General features: G+C 30.5%; 16 protein-coding genes and 1 tRNA gene. 10 read left to right on the top strand and 7 right to left on the bottom strand.

The window, feature by feature from the left end; genetic code table 11:
- Nucleotides 1–126: 126 nt before the first annotated feature.
- Nucleotides 127–2,358, bottom strand: a complete 2,232-nt coding sequence (gene katG / locus JAO71_RS15260) for a catalase/peroxidase HPI (RefSeq protein ID WP_028290456.1) — start codon at nt 2,356–2,358, stop codon at nt 127–129.
- Between the two features lie 214 nt (nt 2,359–2,572).
- Here katG and tpx point away from each other — a divergent pair, with 214 nt between their 5' ends.
- The 6 genes from tpx (at nt 2,573) to ribB (ending at nt 9,952) form a co-directional block, all read left to right on the top strand.
- Nucleotides 2,573–3,070 carry a thiol peroxidase gene (tpx, locus tag JAO71_RS15255; RefSeq protein ID WP_203001653.1) on the top strand — a complete coding sequence of 166 codons (498 nt, stop codon included), beginning with the start codon at nt 2,573–2,575 and terminating at the stop codon, nt 3,068–3,070.
- Between the two features lie 3 nt (nt 3,071–3,073).
- Nucleotides 3,074–3,442: a diacylglycerol kinase gene (locus tag JAO71_RS15250; RefSeq protein WP_028290454.1), complete on the top strand. Its 369-nt coding sequence runs from the start codon at nt 3,074–3,076 to the stop codon at nt 3,440–3,442.
- Between the two features lie 61 nt (nt 3,443–3,503).
- Nucleotides 3,504–5,924: a DNA translocase FtsK gene (locus tag JAO71_RS15245; RefSeq protein WP_054850763.1), complete on the top strand. Its 2,421-nt coding sequence runs from the start codon at nt 3,504–3,506 to the stop codon at nt 5,922–5,924.
- A 12-nt stretch (nt 5,925–5,936) separates the two neighbouring features.
- On the top strand, nt 5,937–6,572 hold the full coding sequence (locus JAO71_RS15240; protein WP_028290452.1) for a LolA family protein: 636 nt from the start codon (nt 5,937–5,939) through the stop codon (nt 6,570–6,572).
- A 6-nt stretch (nt 6,573–6,578) separates the two neighbouring features.
- Nucleotides 6,579–8,741: an LptF/LptG family permease gene (locus tag JAO71_RS15235; RefSeq protein ID WP_203001651.1), complete on the top strand. Its 2,163-nt coding sequence runs from the start codon at nt 6,579–6,581 to the stop codon at nt 8,739–8,741.
- A gap of 56 nt (nt 8,742–8,797) precedes the next feature.
- Nucleotides 8,798–9,952, top strand: coding sequence for a 3,4-dihydroxy-2-butanone-4-phosphate synthase (gene ribB, locus JAO71_RS15230; protein ID WP_028607709.1), 1,155 nt, complete (start codon nt 8,798–8,800; stop codon nt 9,950–9,952).
- 71 nt (nt 9,953–10,023) lie between these two features.
- On the opposite strand, the gene JAO71_RS15225 is transcribed toward ribB, so the two are convergent.
- From JAO71_RS15225 to JAO71_RS15215, 3 genes are all read right to left on the bottom strand, one after another.
- A complete protein-coding gene (locus tag JAO71_RS15225) occupies nt 10,024–11,217 on the bottom strand; it encodes a DegT/DnrJ/EryC1/StrS family aminotransferase (protein ID WP_116822538.1) in 1,194 nt (397 codons plus the stop codon).
- A 100-nt stretch (nt 11,218–11,317) separates the two neighbouring features.
- Nucleotides 11,318–11,785: a thioredoxin family protein gene (locus tag JAO71_RS15220; RefSeq protein WP_116822537.1), complete on the bottom strand. Its 468-nt coding sequence runs from the start codon at nt 11,783–11,785 to the stop codon at nt 11,318–11,320.
- A 71-nt stretch (nt 11,786–11,856) separates the two neighbouring features.
- On the bottom strand, nt 11,857–12,486 hold the full coding sequence (locus JAO71_RS15215) for an NAD(P)H-dependent oxidoreductase (RefSeq protein WP_203001649.1): 630 nt from the start codon (nt 12,484–12,486) through the stop codon (nt 11,857–11,859).
- Nucleotides 12,487–12,680: 194 nt separating this feature from the next.
- Between JAO71_RS15215 and JAO71_RS15210 the strand changes: the two genes are divergently transcribed.
- Nucleotides 12,681–12,765: transfer RNA gene (locus JAO71_RS15210), tRNA-Ser, on the top strand.
- 53 nt (nt 12,766–12,818) lie between these two features.
- Here JAO71_RS15210 and JAO71_RS15205 read toward each other — a convergent pair.
- Nucleotides 12,819–14,198: a sugar porter family MFS transporter gene (locus tag JAO71_RS15205; protein ID WP_116822536.1), complete on the bottom strand. Its 1,380-nt coding sequence runs from the start codon at nt 14,196–14,198 to the stop codon at nt 12,819–12,821.
- A 345-nt stretch (nt 14,199–14,543) separates the two neighbouring features.
- Here JAO71_RS15205 and JAO71_RS15200 point away from each other — a divergent pair, with 345 nt between their 5' ends.
- Nucleotides 14,544–15,377, top strand: coding sequence for a universal stress protein (locus JAO71_RS15200; RefSeq protein ID WP_203001646.1), 834 nt, complete (start codon nt 14,544–14,546; stop codon nt 15,375–15,377).
- 48 nt (nt 15,378–15,425) lie between these two features.
- Here JAO71_RS15200 and JAO71_RS15195 read toward each other — a convergent pair whose 3' ends face one another.
- Nucleotides 15,426–15,884, bottom strand: coding sequence for a pyridoxamine 5'-phosphate oxidase family protein (locus tag JAO71_RS15195; protein ID WP_116822534.1), 459 nt, complete (start codon nt 15,882–15,884; stop codon nt 15,426–15,428).
- An 11-nt stretch (nt 15,885–15,895) separates the two neighbouring features.
- Nucleotides 15,896–16,288: a hypothetical protein gene (locus JAO71_RS15190; protein ID WP_116822533.1), complete on the bottom strand. Its 393-nt coding sequence runs from the start codon at nt 16,286–16,288 to the stop codon at nt 15,896–15,898.
- A 124-nt stretch (nt 16,289–16,412) separates the two neighbouring features.
- Here JAO71_RS15190 and JAO71_RS15185 point away from each other — a divergent pair, with 124 nt between their 5' ends.
- Nucleotides 16,413–17,549 carry a PAS domain-containing sensor histidine kinase gene (locus tag JAO71_RS15185; protein ID WP_203001644.1) on the top strand — a complete coding sequence of 379 codons (1,137 nt, stop codon included), beginning with the start codon at nt 16,413–16,415 and terminating at the stop codon, nt 17,547–17,549.
- Nucleotides 17,550–18,599 (top strand): response regulator, encoded by a 1,050-nt coding sequence (locus tag JAO71_RS15180; protein WP_203001642.1) that lies wholly within the window; start codon nt 17,550–17,552, stop codon nt 18,597–18,599. It begins immediately after the preceding gene.
- Nucleotides 18,600–18,605: the final 6 nt, after the last annotated feature.

Raw genomic sequence — 18,605 nt, 5'->3', positions numbered from 1 at the left:
AATCTAATTCTAAACCTAAAGACCTAGCTTTCAACTTAAAAAAGCGACTTTTAAATTAGTCGTAGTCAATAAAAAAGGAATGGACTTTATGTAAATCCATTCCTTTAAATAATATGTCAACGTATTTTATTTCACGTCAAAACGATCTAAATTCATCACTTTAGTCCAAGCAGCAACAAAGTCTTTAACAAAACGATCTTGACCATCGTTTGCACCATAAACTTCAGCTATTGCTCTAAGTTCTGTATTAGAACCAAAAATTAAATCTGCTCTTGTACCTTTAAATTTAACTTCACCTGTATTTCTGTTACTTCCTTCAAAATATCTATCGTCTTCAGAAGTTGCTTTCCATGTGTAAGTGAAATCTAAAATGTTTTTAAAGAAATCGTTACTTAATGTACCTACTTGGTCAGTAAAAACACCATAATCAGACCCGTCATAATTAGCACCTAATACACGTAAACCTCCAACTAAAACAGTTAATTCTGGTACAGAAAGTGTTAATAAGTTTGCTCTGTCTACTAATAAATCTTCAGCAGCAATTTTTAAGTCACCTTTAATATAGTTTCTAAACCCATCTGCTAAAGGCTCTAAATATCCAAACTGCTCTATATCTGTTTGTTCTTGTGTAGCATCTCCTCTACCTTGTAAAAAGGCTACCTCTTGATTATATCCTGCTGCTTTTAATGCTTTTTCTACACCTACGTTTCCTGCAAGTACAATTAAATCTGCTAAAGAAACGGTACCTTCAAATTCACCTCTAATACCTTCAAGTACAGCTAGTACTTTATTTAATTCTGTTGGATTATTAACTTCCCAACTACGTTGCGGCTCTAAAGCAATACGCGCTCCATTGGCACCACCACGATTATCAGACCCTCTAAAGGTTGATGCTGAAGCCCAAGCAGTTGTTACTAATTGTGATACGGTTAAACCTGAATCAATAATCATCACTTTTAAGTTTGCAATATCAGCAGCGCTTAATGTATAGTCTACTGCTGGAATTGGATCTTGCCATAATAGGGTCTCTTTTGGCACTTCTGGACCTAAGTAACGTGATGTAGGACCTAAATCACGATGCGTTAATTTATACCAAGCACGTGCAAAGGCATCTTCAAAGGCTTTATGATCTGCATGAAAACGTTTAGAAATTTCTAAATATTTTGGATCTACTTTTAGTGCAATATCAGCAGTCGTCATCATTAAATCTTGTCTTTTACTAGCGTCACCAGCCATAGGGGCTTGTCTAGCTTTAGATGCTGCAGTTGGTTTCCATTGGTGTGCTCCTGCTGGACTTTTGGTAAGCTCCCAATCGTAGTTTAATAATACATCAAAATAATCGGCATCCCAACGTGTAGGGTTTGGTGTCCATGCACCTTCTATACCACTTGTAATTGTATCGTCTAAAACTCCTGTTCCAAAGCTATTTTTCCAACCTGTACTCATCTCTTCAATTGGTGCACCATGTGGTTCTTTTCCAACATACTCATTTGGATCTGCTGCTCCATGCGCTTTACCAAAGGTATGCCCACCTGCAACTAAAGCAACCGTTTCTTCATCATTCATAGCCATTCTTCCAAACGTTTCGCGAACATTATGTGCAGAACCCATTGGATCTGGATTACCATTTGGACCTTCAGGATTAACATATATCCAACCCATCATTACTGCTGCTAAAGGATCTTCTAAATCTCCATCTTCATATCTATCATCATTGGCTCCCCATTCTGTTTCGCTTCCCCAATATATATCTTGTTCAGGTTCCCAAACATCTGCTCTCCCTCCTGCAAATCCAAATGTTGGAAAGCCCATAGACTCTAAAGCACAGTTACCTGCCAGTATCATTAAATCTGCCCAAGAGATTTTGTTACCATATTTTTGTTTGATTGGCCATAACAATAATCTAGCTTTATCTAAATTACCATTATCAGGCCAACTGTTTATAGGTGCAAAACGCTGGTTTCCTGCACCTGCGCCTCCACGTCCATCTCCTACTCTGTAAGTTCCTGCACTGTGCCAAGCCATGCGTATCATTAATCCTCCATAATGTCCATAATCTGCAGGCCACCAATCTTGAGAGTCTGTCATAAATGCAGTTAAGTCTGCTTTTAAAGCCTCATAATCTAGGCTTTTAAAAGCCTCTGCATAATCAAAATCGTCTCCCATTGGATTAGATTTAGAAGCATTTTGGCGTAAAATATTTAGCTTTAACTCGTTAGGCCACCAGTCGCGGTTTTTAACTCCACCACCAGAAGTGTGTTTAACGGTTCCGCTTAAAAAAGGGCAATTTGCAGCACTTTCATTAATGTCAAAGTTTTCACCATTTTGTTGATGACTTGAATGAGGATTATTTTCCATAACAGTAATTTTTAGTTTTTAATTCGAGATAAAATTAGTTATATACCTCATAAATTTACCATTAAAAAAATTGATTGTTACTATTTTAATATAGCTTTTAACTATGGTTCATGTTGAAATAATAAGTATTAACTATTTAATAAAATTTTGCTAAGAGGTATTAATTACATTCTTTATTAACTATTTTTACTTTTAGAAACAAAACTTAATAAAAATGGCAAAAATAACATTAGGAGGCGATCCAGTAGAAACTACAGGGAAACTCCCACAAGTTGGACAACAAGCTCCAGACTTTACATTAACTGTAAGTGATTTATCTGTAAAAAAACTATCAGACTATAAAGGGCAAAAAGTAGTACTAAACATTTTTCCTAGTGTAGATACTGGTACTTGCGCAACATCGGTAAGAGCTTTTAATAAAGAAGCAGCTAACATGGATAATACACAAGTATTATGCATCTCTAGAGATTTACCATTTGCACAAGCTAGATTTTGTGGTGCAGAAGGTATTGAAAACGTTACCATGTTATCTGATTTTAAAACAGGACAATTTGGTAAAGACTACGGATTAGAATTTGCATCAGGTGCTTTTGAAGGGTTACACTCTAGATGTGTAGTTGTTTTAGATGAAAATGGAACAGTTACCTATAATGAGCAGGTACAAGAAGTAGCGGACGAGCCAAATTATAAAGCTGCATTAGAGACCCTATAATATATGGACACCAAAGAACCTTTCGTTGTCAACAGAATAAAAAGCGTTGGGTATGCCTTTAAAGGTATGCTCATGCTTTTAAAAACAGAAGCCAGTATAAAAATACAATTTTGTATAGCTGTAATAGTTACTATTGCTGGCTTATATTGTAACATCTCTGCAACCGAATGGATCATGCAATGCTTTGCTATTGGATTAGTAATGAGTATTGAAGGTGTTAATACTGCTATTGAAGCCATAGCAGATTTTATACATCCTGAACATCATGAAAAAATTGGCTTTATTAAAGACATTGCAGCAGGCGCTGTATTTATCGCCTCAATAGCTTCAACAATCATTGGATTGATTATTTATATACCTAAGCTATTTTAAACAATTATCCATTAGGATAAATGTTAACTATTTGTATTTTTACACAAATTAAAACCTGATAATGGCGAAAGCAAAAAAAACAGTTAAACCTAAAAAGAAAAAAAGCATAAAAAAACCTGATTTGACGCTTAGTAGTCAGCAAAAATTAGTTCTTGGTAGCTTTTTAATAATATTAGGTATCTTGTTTTTTATTGCCTTTTTATCTTATTTATTTACAGGACATGTTGACCAAAGCGCTTTAAGCGAATTTGGATCAAGAGAAGTAGTTACTAAAAACTGGCTAAGTAAACTTGGGGCTTGGATTAGCGACCTATTTATACAACGTGGATTTGGGGTAGCTTCATTTATAATCTCTGGACTAACCTTTTTATCTGGTATATATGTTTTAACAGACTTAAATAAAGCTAAACTGCGTAAACATTGGTTTTGGGGCATCTTAGTTATTATCTGGCTATCTATATTTTTCGGCTTTTTTACACATATTAATGATAGCCTAAGTGGTGTTATTGGTTTTGAAATTAATAGCTTCTTCCAAGATTACATAGGTAAAATAGGTACAATTCTATTATTAACCTTTGCCTTTATTAGTTATTTAGCAATCCGATTTAAATTTACTCCACAGCGTATTGCCTCAATGTTTAAAAAAGCATCAAAAGATATTCAAAAAGATTTTAATGATGACTTTGTACCTGTTGACAATTCGTATTCAGATGAAGCTGAAGCCATGAAATCAGCTTTTGAAGTAGACAAAAAAGTAGAGCCTACAATTTCAAATCATTCAAAAATAGAAGGTACAACTCAACTTGAAGTTAATCCAACAATTCCTAAAAAGCAACCGACAACAACTATCAAAACGGAAACCATTTCGCCTAAAATAGAAATAGAAGAACCTAAGGTTGAAATAGAAGTTGAAACGGTTAAAGAGGAATTATCTGAAACCGATAATTTAGCTAATAAATTAGTTGAAGATTTTGGTCAATTTGATCCTACTCTAGAATTGGGTAATTACCAATTCCCTCCTTTAGACTTACTTAAAAAGTATGATAACGAAGGGGTTACCATAAACCAAGAAGAACTAGAAAATAATAAAAACCGAATTGTAGAAACATTAAACAACTACAAAATTGGTATTGCAAGCATAAAAGCGACAATTGGTCCAACGGTAACGTTATATGAAATTGTACCAGAAGCTGGTATCAGAATTTCAAAAATTAAAAACCTTGAAGATGATATTGCATTATCATTATCGGCTTTAGGGATACGTATTATTGCTCCAATTCCAGGAAAAGGAACCATTGGTATTGAGGTACCAAATAAAAACTCGACAATCGTATCAATGCGATCTGTTATAGCCTCACAAAAGTTTCAGAAAACCGAAATGCATTTACCAATAGCTATTGGTAAAACTATTAGTAATGAAACCCTAGTGGTCGATTTGGCAAAAATGCCTCACCTTTTAATGGCTGGAGCAACAGGTCAAGGTAAATCTGTTGGTTTAAATGCTGTGCTAACCTCATTATTATATAAGAAGCATCCTGCTGAAGTAAAGTTTGTTTTAGTAGATCCTAAAAAGGTTGAATTAACTTTATTTAATAAAATTGAAAGACATTATTTAGCTAAGCTTCCTGATGAAGGTGAAGCCATTATAACCGATAATACCAAAGTAATACACACCTTAAATTCATTGTGTATTGAAATGGATAACAGGTATGAAATGCTTAAAAATGCTTTATGTAGAAATATTGTAGAATACAATAACAAGTTTAAAGCACGAAAACTAAATCCAAACGATGGTCATGCTTTCTTACCATATATAGTACTGGTTGTAGATGAGTTTGCTGACTTAATTATGACTGCTGGTAAAGAAGTAGAAACTCCAGTTGCAAGACTAGCACAACTGGCTCGTGCTATTGGTATACATTTAATTATTGCAACACAACGTCCATCTGTAAACGTAATTACAGGTATTATAAAAGCTAACTTCCCAGCAAGAATAGCGTTTAGAGTATCAAGTAAAATTGACTCTAGAACCATTTTAGATGCAGGTGGAGCCGATCAATTAATTGGTCGTGGTGATATGTTGTACACTCAAGGTAATGATATGATACGTATACAATGTGCGTTTGTGGATACACCTGAAGTAGAAAAAATAGTCGATTTTATTGGTGGTCAAAAAGCATATCCTGACGCCTATTTATTACCAGAGTATGTTGGTGAAGAAAGTGGCACAAGTCTTGATGTAGATATAACTGACAGAGATGTCTTGTTTAAAGATGCTGCCGAAATTATTGTTACAGCTCAACAAGGATCTGCGTCTTTATTACAACGTAAATTAAAACTAGGGTACAATCGTGCTGGTCGTCTAATTGACCAATTAGAAGCAGCAGGTATTGTTGGTGGTTTTGAAGGTAGTAAAGCCAGACAGGTGTTAGTGGTAGATTTAGTGGCTCTTGATCAATTATTAGAAAACGAAAAGAAATAAATTACACTTAAAATGAAAAAAGTATTAGTATTATTTTTATTAGCAACAACAACTATTTTTGCTCAAGATAATAAAGCAAAACAATTGTTAAATGAAGTTTCAGCTAAAGCGAAAAGTTACCAAAATATTTCAATAGACTTTAAATATGTTTTAGAGAATCTTGAAGAAAATATTAAGCAAGAAACTAAAGGTGACGTAGTCATGCAAGGCGAAAAATACAGATTAAACATCTTAGGTATTACACGTATTTATGATGGTCAAAACATTTATAGCATTAGTACAGAAGATGAAGAAGTTACTATATCTAAAGGAAGTGATGAAGATGAAAGCACCATTACACCTAGTCAAATGTTATCGTTTTACAAAGATGGTTTTACTTATAACATGGACATAGTACAAGATGTAAGTGGTCGTAAAATACAATATGTAAAATTAACACCAATTGATTCTAATTCTGAAATCAAATATGTTTTATTAGGTGTTGATAACAAAACAAAGCATATTTACAGATTAATTGAAGTTGGAAAAAATAGCACTAAAACGACTTTAACAGTAAACGCTTTTAAAACAAACGAGACTTTATCAAAATCGTTATTTACCTTTGACAACAGTAAATACAAGGATTATTTCATCAATAAACTAGATTAATCTTAAGTGAAAATATTAGATAGGTACATATTAACTTCATATCTAAAAACTTTTATCAGCGTGTTTGTAATACTCATGCTGATTTTTGTTTTACAAGCTATATGGTTATATATTAAAGAATTAGCAGGTAAAGATTTAGATCTTGTCACTGTATTAAAATTTTTAATGTACATTACTCCTACATTAATACCTTTAATTTTACCCCTTACAATTTTATTATCTTCAATAATGGTTTTTGGTAATTTTGCCGAAAATTATGAGTTTGCAGCCATGAAATCTACAGGTATATCACTGCAACGTGCTATGTCAGGTTTAGGTATATTTATAGTTGGATTATCTATATTAACGTTCTTTTTTAGTAACAACGTTATACCTTGGGCAGAATATAACAGCTTTAACTTAAGACGCAACATTGCAAAAGTTAAACCTGCAATGATAATTGCAGAAGGTCAGTTTAATGATATTAGTGACCAATTAAATATTAAAGTTGAAGAGAAATATGGTGAAAACGGTAAATTTCTAAAAGGCATAACCATACATCAAAAAAGCGGAAAAAGTTTTTCTGGTAACCACATCACCATAATTGCTAAAACAGGAGAATTGGCTAGTTCTGAAGATTCTAATATCTTAAAACTAATACTATACGATGGGTATTACTATGATGATACACCTCCTAAAAAAATAGCTGAACGTAATAAAAAACCATTTGTAAAAAGTGAATTTAAAAAGCATGTCTTAAATTATGATCTATCTAATCTAAATAATGTGGATTTAAATGAAAAAAATGTAGACGATAATTATAAAATGCTTAATGTAGCTGAACTTAATTTTTCAATAGATTCCTTAAAAACTAAAAGACAAACTACAGTTAAAGATTTTTCTAAAGCTTTATACACCAGAACAAATTTATCTACAATAAACTTAACGATAAATGCTAAAAAAGACAGTATTTTCAAAGGTAATATTTTAGATATATTTAAAACCAAACGTAAAATTCAAGTATTGGATTATGCTATTAATAGTATTTCTAGTACACAACAAATTATAAAATCAAAACAAAGTAATTTAAAAGGTGAAAATTCTAGAATTTACAAACACGGAATCCAATTACATAAAAAGTTTGCTTTAGGAGTCGCTTGTATTATCTTATTTTTTGTTGGAGCTCCTCTTGGTGCATTAATCCGTAAAGGTGGACTGGGTTTACCAATGGTAATTGCTATTGTTTTATTTTTAACCTATCACTTTATTGGTTTATTTGCAGAAAATAGTGCTAAAAACGGAAACTTAAATCCTGTATTGGCTGCTTGGTTTTCAACATTAATCATGTTACCCTTAAGTATATTTTTAACTACTAGAGCAACACAAGACAGAGGGATTTTTGAATTTGACCACATTACAGAACCTATTAAAAATTGGTATAATAAAAAGTTTAATCGTGGCTCAAAGCTTGACCGTTTAGATCATAATTTTACAATTGTACATTTTGAAGATAAAGAGGTTTTAAATTATAAATCTTTATCAAAAATTAATATCATTAGCCTTAGCATCGCCATGATATTATTCATTTTATATTTTGTTTTTAAAAATAACAAATTACCTCAATTAGCACTTGCAGGTATACAAATTGCTGGAGTATCAGCTGTTATATTCATATTCAATTACATAAAATCAACAATTACTTATAATACCTTAGTTGTTAAAACAGTACATAAAGAAGAAACTTTGATTCAAAAAGGTTTAGGATTATTTATTTATCCTTTAACACATTTTTTAAGAGTTAGTAAATTATCTGTTGGAACAAATTTTAATGGATTAACTGCTATGGATACTGTATTTGAATCAGGATCCGAACCAATTATACTTACAGACAAAGATTTAAAAGATTACAATATAATAGCAACCTTAAGCTTCATTAGTTTCTGTATTGCTTTAATTTTATTTGTTTTATACTTTGTATTTAAAAATAATAAATTACCTCAATTAGCACTTGCAGGCATACAAATTAGCGGAATCTCATTTCTAGTTTTTCTTTTTAATTATATAAAATCTTCTATAGAATTTTCAAAAAATTTAAAGGCTATTAAAGTAAAAAGAGAAAACTTTTTAATGCTAATTTTAGGCGTTATAATGTATCCTATCATTCATTTTAAAAGACGTCAAAAACTATAGGCTTAATTGCACTAAGTAATAAATATGCAATATCTTTGCAGGACAACACATTTGTTATGAATACTACACAAAAAAAAGAAAAAACAGCTTTTAAATTAAATACAATTGAAGAAGCTATACAAGATATAAAAGCAGGAAAAGTCATTATCGTCGTTGATGATGAAGATAGAGAAAATGAAGGTGATTTTGTTGCTGCAGCAGAATTAGTTTCTCCTGAGATGATAAACTTTATGGCAACGCATGGTCGTGGTCTAATTTGTACACCTTTAACGGAACAACGTTGTGAAGAGTTAGATCTACACATGATGGTTACCAACAATACAGATCATATGGAAACTGCCTTTACTGTATCTATAGACTTAAAAGGAAATGGTGTTACTACAGGTATATCTGCTGCAGATCGCTCTAAAACAGTACAGGCACTAGTAAATCCTGAAACAAAACCGTTTGATTTAGCACGACCAGGACATATTTTTCCATTAGTTGCTAAAGAAGGTGGCGTTTTAAGACGTACAGGTCATACTGAAGCAGCAATTGATTTTGCAAGATTAGCTGGACTACAGCCTGCTGGTGTGATTGTTGAAATCATGAACGAAGATGGAACGATGGCTAGATTACCTCAGTTAATTGAGGTTGCTAAAAAGTTTGATTTAAAACTAGTTTCAATTGAAGATTTGATTGCTTATCGTATGGATCATGATTCTTTAATCGATAAAAAAGAAGACTTTGAGATTCAAACAAGATTTGGTGCTTTTAGATTAAGAGCATACCAACAAACTACAAATAATCAAGTTCATATTGCTTTAACTAAAGGAGATTGGACTAGCAATGATACAGTTTTAACTCGTGTTAACTCGACTTTAGTTAATAATGACATATTAGGAACGTTAACCAATAATGCCGATGAGAAGCTAGACGACATGTTCAGAGTAATTAATGATGAAGGCAAAGGTGCTATTCTATTTATTAATCAACAAGCTGAATCGATGAACTTGCTACAACGTTTATCGGTTTTAAAATCAGAACAAAAACCAGATACTATTGCTAAAGCTCCTGCAATTGCAATGGATAGTAAAGATTTTGGTATTGGAGCACAAATACTTCATGATTTAAATATTCATAAAATTAAGCTTATCTCAAACTCACAACAAACTAAACGTGTTGGAATGATAGGTTATGGTTTAGAAATAATTGAATACGTTAATTACTAATTAACTTTTAATTTAAAATAAAAAAAGCTCCAATTATTAATTGAAGCTTTTTTTATATAATTATAATAGTTTTATAATGATGCTTTTATAGCTTCGACCATTAATTCTGCACGTTTTTTTGTTTCGGCTTCAGTCCAAGATAGTTTAATTAAACATGACAAGTTTCTACCTATATAATGATCAGATTTTTCAAAAGACTTATTTTTTAAGTAAGACATACCATCTTTAACCTCTTTACTAACAGGATATAATGTTTTCAAGTCTTTTAAATGATCCCATTTTCTAACATAATGCCAATTGTTATCATAATAATGAAAACATGCATCAACTCCACTATTTTTAAATGAAGCTGAAACTTTACGAGCAATATCTAAATCCGGTAAGAAAAAGCTTAAAAACGCATAACTCTCCTCTCCTCCTTCAGGTACTGTTCTAAAAGTAACTTCAGGAATTGCAGATAAAGCTTCCCTTAAAATTGTGTAATTCTTTTTCTGTATAGCAACAAAATCTTTTAAACGTCTAACCTGAGCTAAACCTACAGCTGAATGTAACTCTGATAATCTAAAATTATAACCTAAGACTGGATGTGATTCTGCACCTCTATCATTACCAATATGGTCGTGACCATGATCTGTAAAATAATCTGCATGTTTAGCATATTCTGGATTATTGGTAATAACAGCTCCTCCTTCTCCAGAAGTAATTGTTTTAACAAAATCAAAACTAAAGCAACCTAAATCACCATAAGTTCCTAAATATTGTCCTTTATAAGTACCTCCAATTGCTTGGCAAGCATCTTCAACTAATTTTAAATTATACTGATTGGCTATTGTTTTTAAAGCCTCTAAATTAGCCATACTACCACACATATGAACTGGCATAATAGCCTTAGTTTTATCTGTAATGGCTTGTTTTACAGCTTCAGGATCTAAGGTTAAAGTATCATCAATATCAACTAAAACTGGAATAGCACCAAGCATCATTATAGCCTCAAAACTAGCAACAAAAGTAAAACAAGGCATAATAACCTCATCACCTGCTCCAACTCCTGCTAATGCCAAAGCTACAGAGACTGCTGCTGTACCATTGGTTACTAATTGTGCGTGATTAACCTCTAAAGTTTTTTGTAATTCTTGCTCTAATGATTGTGCTTTATAGTGACCATTTCGCATAGTATCAAAACCATAACGCATTAAAACACCACTATCTAAAACGTCTTGTACTTCTTTTCTTTCTAAATCTCCAAAGCTTTCAAATCCTGGCATCTCTAATATTTTAATTAAGCATCAAAACTAAACGAAATAGAGCAATAAAAAAAACGTCTAAATTTTATTTTAGACGTTTTGTTATAATATATATTGAATTTTAATAATTCTCTAAAATGGCATCAATAAATGCATAATGCCTGTCGGTTTCTCTTAAAAAAGTATAACCAGATAATTCACCTATTATTTGTAATTGATCATTTAAAGCAACTAAATTAGGATAACCTCCAGAGGTATTATATTTATTAACAACTTTTTGATTTTTTTTCTTTTGTTCTTCAGTAATAATGTCGATGCGTCTAGGCATATCAATCATTAAAAGCACAAACTGATCTGCTTTAGCTTCAAATTTTTCTGTATGAAAAAAATCTTTTTTCAACATTTTACATGGTGCACACCAATCGCTACCTGTAAAATATATTAGAATTGGTTTTTGAGAAGCCACAGATTCCTTTTTAGCTTCAGATAAATCTGTTAACCAATTAAGGTTAGATATGTAGTCTTCTTCGTCTTGTGCATTAATTGAAAAAGTTACACATATTAGAAATAGAAAAAGTATTTTCTTCATTTTATTAAAATTTAAAGCGAAACAAATGTATTACTTTTTATGAAATAACAACAATCTTGCCAATTTATTGTTTATTTGAATATTACACTATTATTTAAAGGCTTTCTAACTTTTTTTAGCTCCGACATAAAATCATTTTCAGATCTGTAACCTATAGGCATAACTAAAACAGATTTTAAGTTTTGTCTATTTAGATCTAAAAGTCTATCATAATCCTGTGGTACAAAACCTTCCATTGGACAAGAATCGATGCTTAACATAGCACAAACAGTTAACAGATTACCCATTGCTAAATACAACTGGTTTTTTGCCCATGCTTCTTTTTCTAGTTGAGTTTTATTTTTAAAATCTTCAATTAAAAACGTTTTAAACGGATTTAAAATGTCCTCAGGAGTGTTTCTTATGCTTTTTACTCTTTCAAAATAATTTGAAATAAAGGTTTCGTCTAAAATGGTTTCAATACAAAACACTAATACATGCGAAGCCTCTCCTACTTGTTTTTGATTAAATGAAAAAGGAATTAACTCTTTCTGAAGTTTTTTATCTTTAATAATTAACAGTTTGATTGGCTGTAATCCATAAGAAGTTGCTGTTAAATTAAATGCTTCTGAAAGTGTCTTAATATCTTTATCAGAAACCAACTTTTTATCATCAAAGCTTTTAGTAGCATATCTCCAATTTAAACGATCTATAATGTCCATATTTTTTTTATCAAAAATAAAATATAACATTGTAACTACAGTCACAATTATTTTTTAAATGCTACAGATTGATTATTAGGTAAATAAAATAAAATTTGTGTTTTTTTTGAAAAAAAGTTGATTTTTATTTGAATAAAACTAAAATCCTATCTATATTTGCACTCGCATTTAGGGAATACCTAATGAGGCACTCAGGAGAAATGGCAGAGTGGTCGAATGCGGCAGTCTTGAAAACTGTTGAGGGTCACACCTCCGGGGGTTCGAATCCCTCTTTCTCCGCAAAAAAAAATCACAACTTCCGTTGTGATTTTTTTGTTTAAAATAGTTTTAATTTATTCTTTCCAAAAGCCTTCTATCTCTTCTAATGATTTACCTTTTGTTTCTGGTATAAATTTATAGGTAACAAATACTATTATTAATATAAAAGCTATAAATATAAAGTATGGTAAAGATCCATTCCATGGTGCTGTATTATTGGTCTCACTTTCCATAACCATAGGAAAAGATTGAGATACAACATAATTTGCAGCCCATTGCGCTGCTACAGCTACAGACATGGCTACACTACGAATTTTATTTGGAAACATCTCTGATAATAAAACCCAAACAACAGGACCCATTGACAATGCAAACGAGCCAATAAAAATTAAAACACCTATTAATGAGACTAAACCTACACTTTGTTGCTGTAAACTAACCCCTAAAAGTAAAAACCCTATAATCATACCTACAGAACCAATATATAATAATGGTTTTCTACCAAATTTATCTACTGTAAACATAGCAACAAAAGTAAATACTAAGTTTACAAAGGCTAATAATATTTGCTGTGCTAATACATCTTCCTTTCCAAACCCTAAAGCTTTTTCAAAAATATCTGCTCCATAATACATCACAGCATTAATACCTGTAAACTGTTGCAACATAGATAAAACTGTTCCTATTATTATAATTACTAATATTGCTTTTGATGCATAATTAACTTTTACATTAGTATTGTTTTGAGTTAAGGATTGCTTAATTTGTAACAACTCTTTTGATGCTAAATCTTCATCATTAATTTTCTCTAAAACCATTAAAGCTTCATCTTCTTTACCTTTTAAAGCTAACCAGCGTGGACTTTTAGGTACAAAAAATAGTAATAATAAAAATAATCCGCTTGGTATTAATTCTGACCAAAACATACGACGCCATCCAAATTCTATATTTTCTGCTTGAGTTAAATTATGACCTATATAATATGTTGCCAAAAACACAACAAAAAAACCAATAACAATGGCTAATTGATAGTAAGTTACCATACGACCTCTAATATTTGAAGGTGCAATCTCTGCTATATACATTGGAGCATTCATTGATGCTACTCCTATACCTAAACCTCCTATTATTCTAAAAAAGACTAACATGCTTACTGATTGAGGAAATAACTCTGGCAAACCAGAACCATAAGCTGACAATGTAAATAGGATTGCTGATATAATTAAGGACCATTTTCTACCTATTTTAATACTTAATGGTGCTGCAACAATGGCTCCAACAAAACAACCTAACAAAGCACTTCCAACAACCCATCCTTTTAAAGCTGAAGTCAAATCAAAATGCTCTGTTAAGTAAAATTGTGCTCCATTAATAACACCTGTATCGTATCCAAATAATAAACCTCCTAATGCAGATACTGCTGCAATTAAAAGTAAAAAAACTCCTTTTTTCATTTAATAAATTTTTTAGTTAATACATCAATATACTACTTATAATAATTGAGAATTATCAAAATCAAGACTTGTATGGTTTTTGTATAGGTGAATTTAATAATTTTTCAAGCTATACTTGATAAATCAGTAATTATACCATTCTTAAATATAGGTTTGTATAGCTGTTTGACACAATTAAATCTGCATTTTTTAAGCATTATAATGCATATAATAAACAAATGATTAAATCCGCTTATAAGATATATTGAACATGATTTTTATCATGTTTTAAATACTTGTTTTGATCTATTTTAGTCTAAGTAAATAATATGAACACTTTTTATTAAAACGCTAAATAAGCAATTTATGAAACTATCTATTTTAATCCCAACTGACTTTTCTAACAATGCAAAAAGTGCTATTAATTATGCAATAAAATTATATCAAGAGCAAGAGTGCACATTTTATTTACTGCACGCTTGGTCTGTTAAAACAAATAACAGAACGTACATTACATCAAACTTTGTTGACACATCAAAAGAAGAGGCTAAAATTAAATTAAAAGACTTTAAAAATAATATCGAGAGCTTAAACGCAAATAAAAAACATACATTTAAAACTATTTTTAGCACAAACAAACTTATTGATGCTATAAATTGCAATTTAAAAGACTTTAGTATTGACCAGCTATTTATGGGTACTAAAGGTGTAACAAAAGCTAAAGAACAATGGTTTGGTAGTAATACCGTTAATACTATTAAAAAAATAAATCAGTGCCCTATTATTGTTGTACCTGATGAATATAATTTTAAACCTCTCAAACAAATTGCTTTTGCAACAGATTATAATAGGCATTTTGGAGACGAATTAATAACCATTAAAGCATTTGTAAAATTATACGACTCTAAATTACAAGTAGTACATGTTTGTAAAAAAAATACATTAACAGATAATCAGAATCATAATTTAACAATGCTTCAAGCTAACCTAAGTGATATACCACACAATTTTAATTGGATGACAGATGAGCTTAAAAAAACTGAAGAAATCACCAATTTTATTAAACTACAAGATATTGATGCTCTAATTTTAATTAATTACAATCATGGTTTTATTGAGAATTTAATAAACGAACCTGTTATTAAAAATGTAGTCTCTTATCCTGACGTCCCTTTATTAATATTACCTTACAAAGACTAAAATTAAAAAAAGAGCTAAACACTAGCTCTTTTTTTGTGTAATAAAGTTTTAAGAAGTCATTCGTTTTTTACCAGTAATACCTTCTACTTTAATAATAAATACAGCAGGAATATTGTCTTTATATATTTTACTTGAAAAATCACTAATAAAATTAGCTTTAACTTGTTCTTTATCCAAAATAATATCTTTAATTCCTAATGAAAATTTATGCAAATACGCTTTAGCATCACTTCCAAAGTGTTGTTCAAATTTACCATGTACTAAAATAGACTTCCAATTAGTAACATTATCAATATCCGAAACAAGTAATGATACTCTTGGATACTTTCGCATAGCATTCATTTTATGACCATCTCCAGAATAACAAATAATTGCATTTATTTCTTTATCAAAAAAGTAAGTAATAGGTACAACATAAGGTTCATTATTATAAATATAGCCTAATTGTCCAATGTAATTATTTTCTAAAATGTAGTCAATTTCTTTTTGTTCTAAATTTATAAACATTGCATATTGGTTTAAGGGTTAATTTCTTTTTCAAATTCTATTTCTAATTTAGCTAACAACATTAATTCTGCTTTATTTGTTTTAGAAAAACTAGACGCAATATTAATAGCTACAGCAATTATAGCTTCCTTCAATGTTTTTGTAAACAATCTTTCGTTAGCTTGTTTGTATTTTATAAAACTATTATAACACTCTTCAGATTCATATTCTTTATTTTTTGAAAACCATATAAAAGCGTCAATAATATCTTCATTGCTTTCAGAAAACACCCAATTATCGCTTACTTTTTGTTTTAACGTTTCAGTTTCTATCTCTGACAAAGTGCCATCAACTGTAGCTATAGCATAAAACAATTTGCCTAAATTTTGACTTAATTTATTGTTATTAACTGTTTTGTTTTCCATGACTATTAATTTTCCACTTAAAATTACCTTTTAATACTCACATATTTTATGATATAAATCAGCAATAGCAATATTGGTCTTTCTTTTTTTTGTAATTTTATTTTTTAAATACTCTTTATAATAAATGTTCCAAAACAGTCAAGATGTTTTTCAATTGTTATCCGAAGCCATTTCAGAGGGTATTTTAATAGTTGACGAGACACAAACTATAATTGCTGTAAACACAGCTACTGAACAAATGTTTGGTTTTTCTAAAGATGAACTTAACAAACAACCATTATTAACCTTAATACCTTCTAATTTTCATAAAGGACATGGCCACCATTTTAATACGTTTTATAAACATAGCGAAAAACGTACTATGGGTAAAGGTAGAGAGCTTTATGGGACACGTAAAGATGGTAGTAATTTTCCTGTAGAAGTTGGTTTAAACCCTTTTAATGTAGGAGAAAAAAAATATGTCATGGCTTTAGTCATAGATATAACAGAACGTAAAAATTATACGGATAGACTTGAGAAAACCGTTGATGAACGCACCAAACAATTAAGAGAAGCTTTAGAAGCTGAAAAGGAATTAAACGATCTTAAAACTAAGTTTTTATCATTAGTCTCTCATGAGTTTAAAACACCTTTAACAGGTATCTTAACGTCTACAATGTTGTTAAGTAAATATAAACTTGAAGCGCAACAAGACAAACGTGATAAACATATTGAAACCATAACTAGTAAGGTCCATTATTTAAATAATATTTTAAATGATTTTTTATCTATCGAAAAATTAGAATCAGGAAAAATTAATTATAAATTTATTCAATTTAATTTAAGCAAAGTTGTAAACGAAGTCATTTACAATGCTAATATGTTACTTAAAGAAGGCCAAAAAATTTTATATCCTGAAAACATTGATGACATTACCTTAATCCAAGATGAAAAAACGGTCGAGCTTGCCTTGTCTAATTTGGTACACAATGCTATAAAATATTCGCCTGAACAAACTACAATTGAAATTATTGTTAATCAGGATACAAAAAATACTACTTTTAAAGTTATTGACAACGGAATTGGAATTCCTGAAAAGGATCAAAAAAATATTTTTAATCGTTACTTTAGAGCAGAAAACGCTTTACTAGATCAAGGTACTGGAATTGGGCTAAACATTACAAAAACACATCTTGAAAATCTTGGCGGAAACATTACTTTTTCTAGTATTGAAGGTCAAGGAAGCACATTTATAATGACTATTCCAAACACAGTAAAATAAATGAAAACCATACTATTAATTGAAGATGATGCAATTTTAAGAGAAAACACTAAAGAACTTTTAGAACTTTCTAATTACAACGTTAATACAGCATCAAACGGAAAGATTGGTTTAGAAACTGCTTTAAAAACATTACCAGATATTATTGTTTGTGATATAATGATGCCTGAATTAGATGGCTACGGAGTTTTACAAGGGTTATCTAAAAATGATGAAACTAAATATATACCATTTATATTTTTATCTGCCAAAACAGAGCGTCAAGACGTTAGAAAAGGTATGGATCTTGGTGCTGATGATTACATTACCAAACCATTTACAGAGGACGAAATTATTAGTGCTATTGAAAGCCGAATGGCTAAAGCTGCCATTTTAAAAGACTCAAGACAAGTAAATGAGACTTTAAAAAAAGACGATAACCAATTAAGAACATTAAATGATTTAAAAAACTTTTTTGATGACAATGGAGAAGTTTTTAGCATCAAAAAAAATGACACAATCTATCAAGAAGGTCATAACTCTAACTACATTTATTTAATCACTCAAGGTGTTGTAAAATGCCATAAGTTAGATGAAAATGGTAAAGAGCTTACTACTGCATTACACAAGGAAGATGATTTGTTTGGTTACACCTCGTTCACACAAAATATAGCTTATCAAGAATCTGCAATTGCTATGACAGATGTGACATTAGTTGGTCTTTCAAAAAACACATTAAAAGACGTTTTAAATAGTAATCATAAAGTCACCTTAGAGTTAATACAACTGTTAACAGACGACATATCTGGTGTAAAAAACCAATTATTAGAAATGGCATATAGCTCTGTACACAAAAAAACAGCGTCGACTATTTTAAAATTTGCGGAAAAACTAAATAGAAAACCAGAAGATCCAATTAAAATTTCTAGAAACGATTTAGCTAGTGTTGCCGGAATTGCTACAGAAACTTTAATAAGAACCATGTCATCTTTTAAAAAACAAGGTTTGATTGAAATTGAAGGTCGTAATGTTAAAATTTTAGATATCGAAAAGTTAAAAAACATGCATTAAGTTAGT

It is taken from the genome of Olleya sediminilitoris (genome assembly GCF_016785945.1).
GTDB classification, from domain to species: domain Bacteria; phylum Bacteroidota; class Bacteroidia; order Flavobacteriales; family Flavobacteriaceae; genus Olleya; species Olleya sediminilitoris.
Note: the sequence above shows the minus strand (reverse complement) of the source record. Positions and strands in the feature narration are given on the sequence as shown.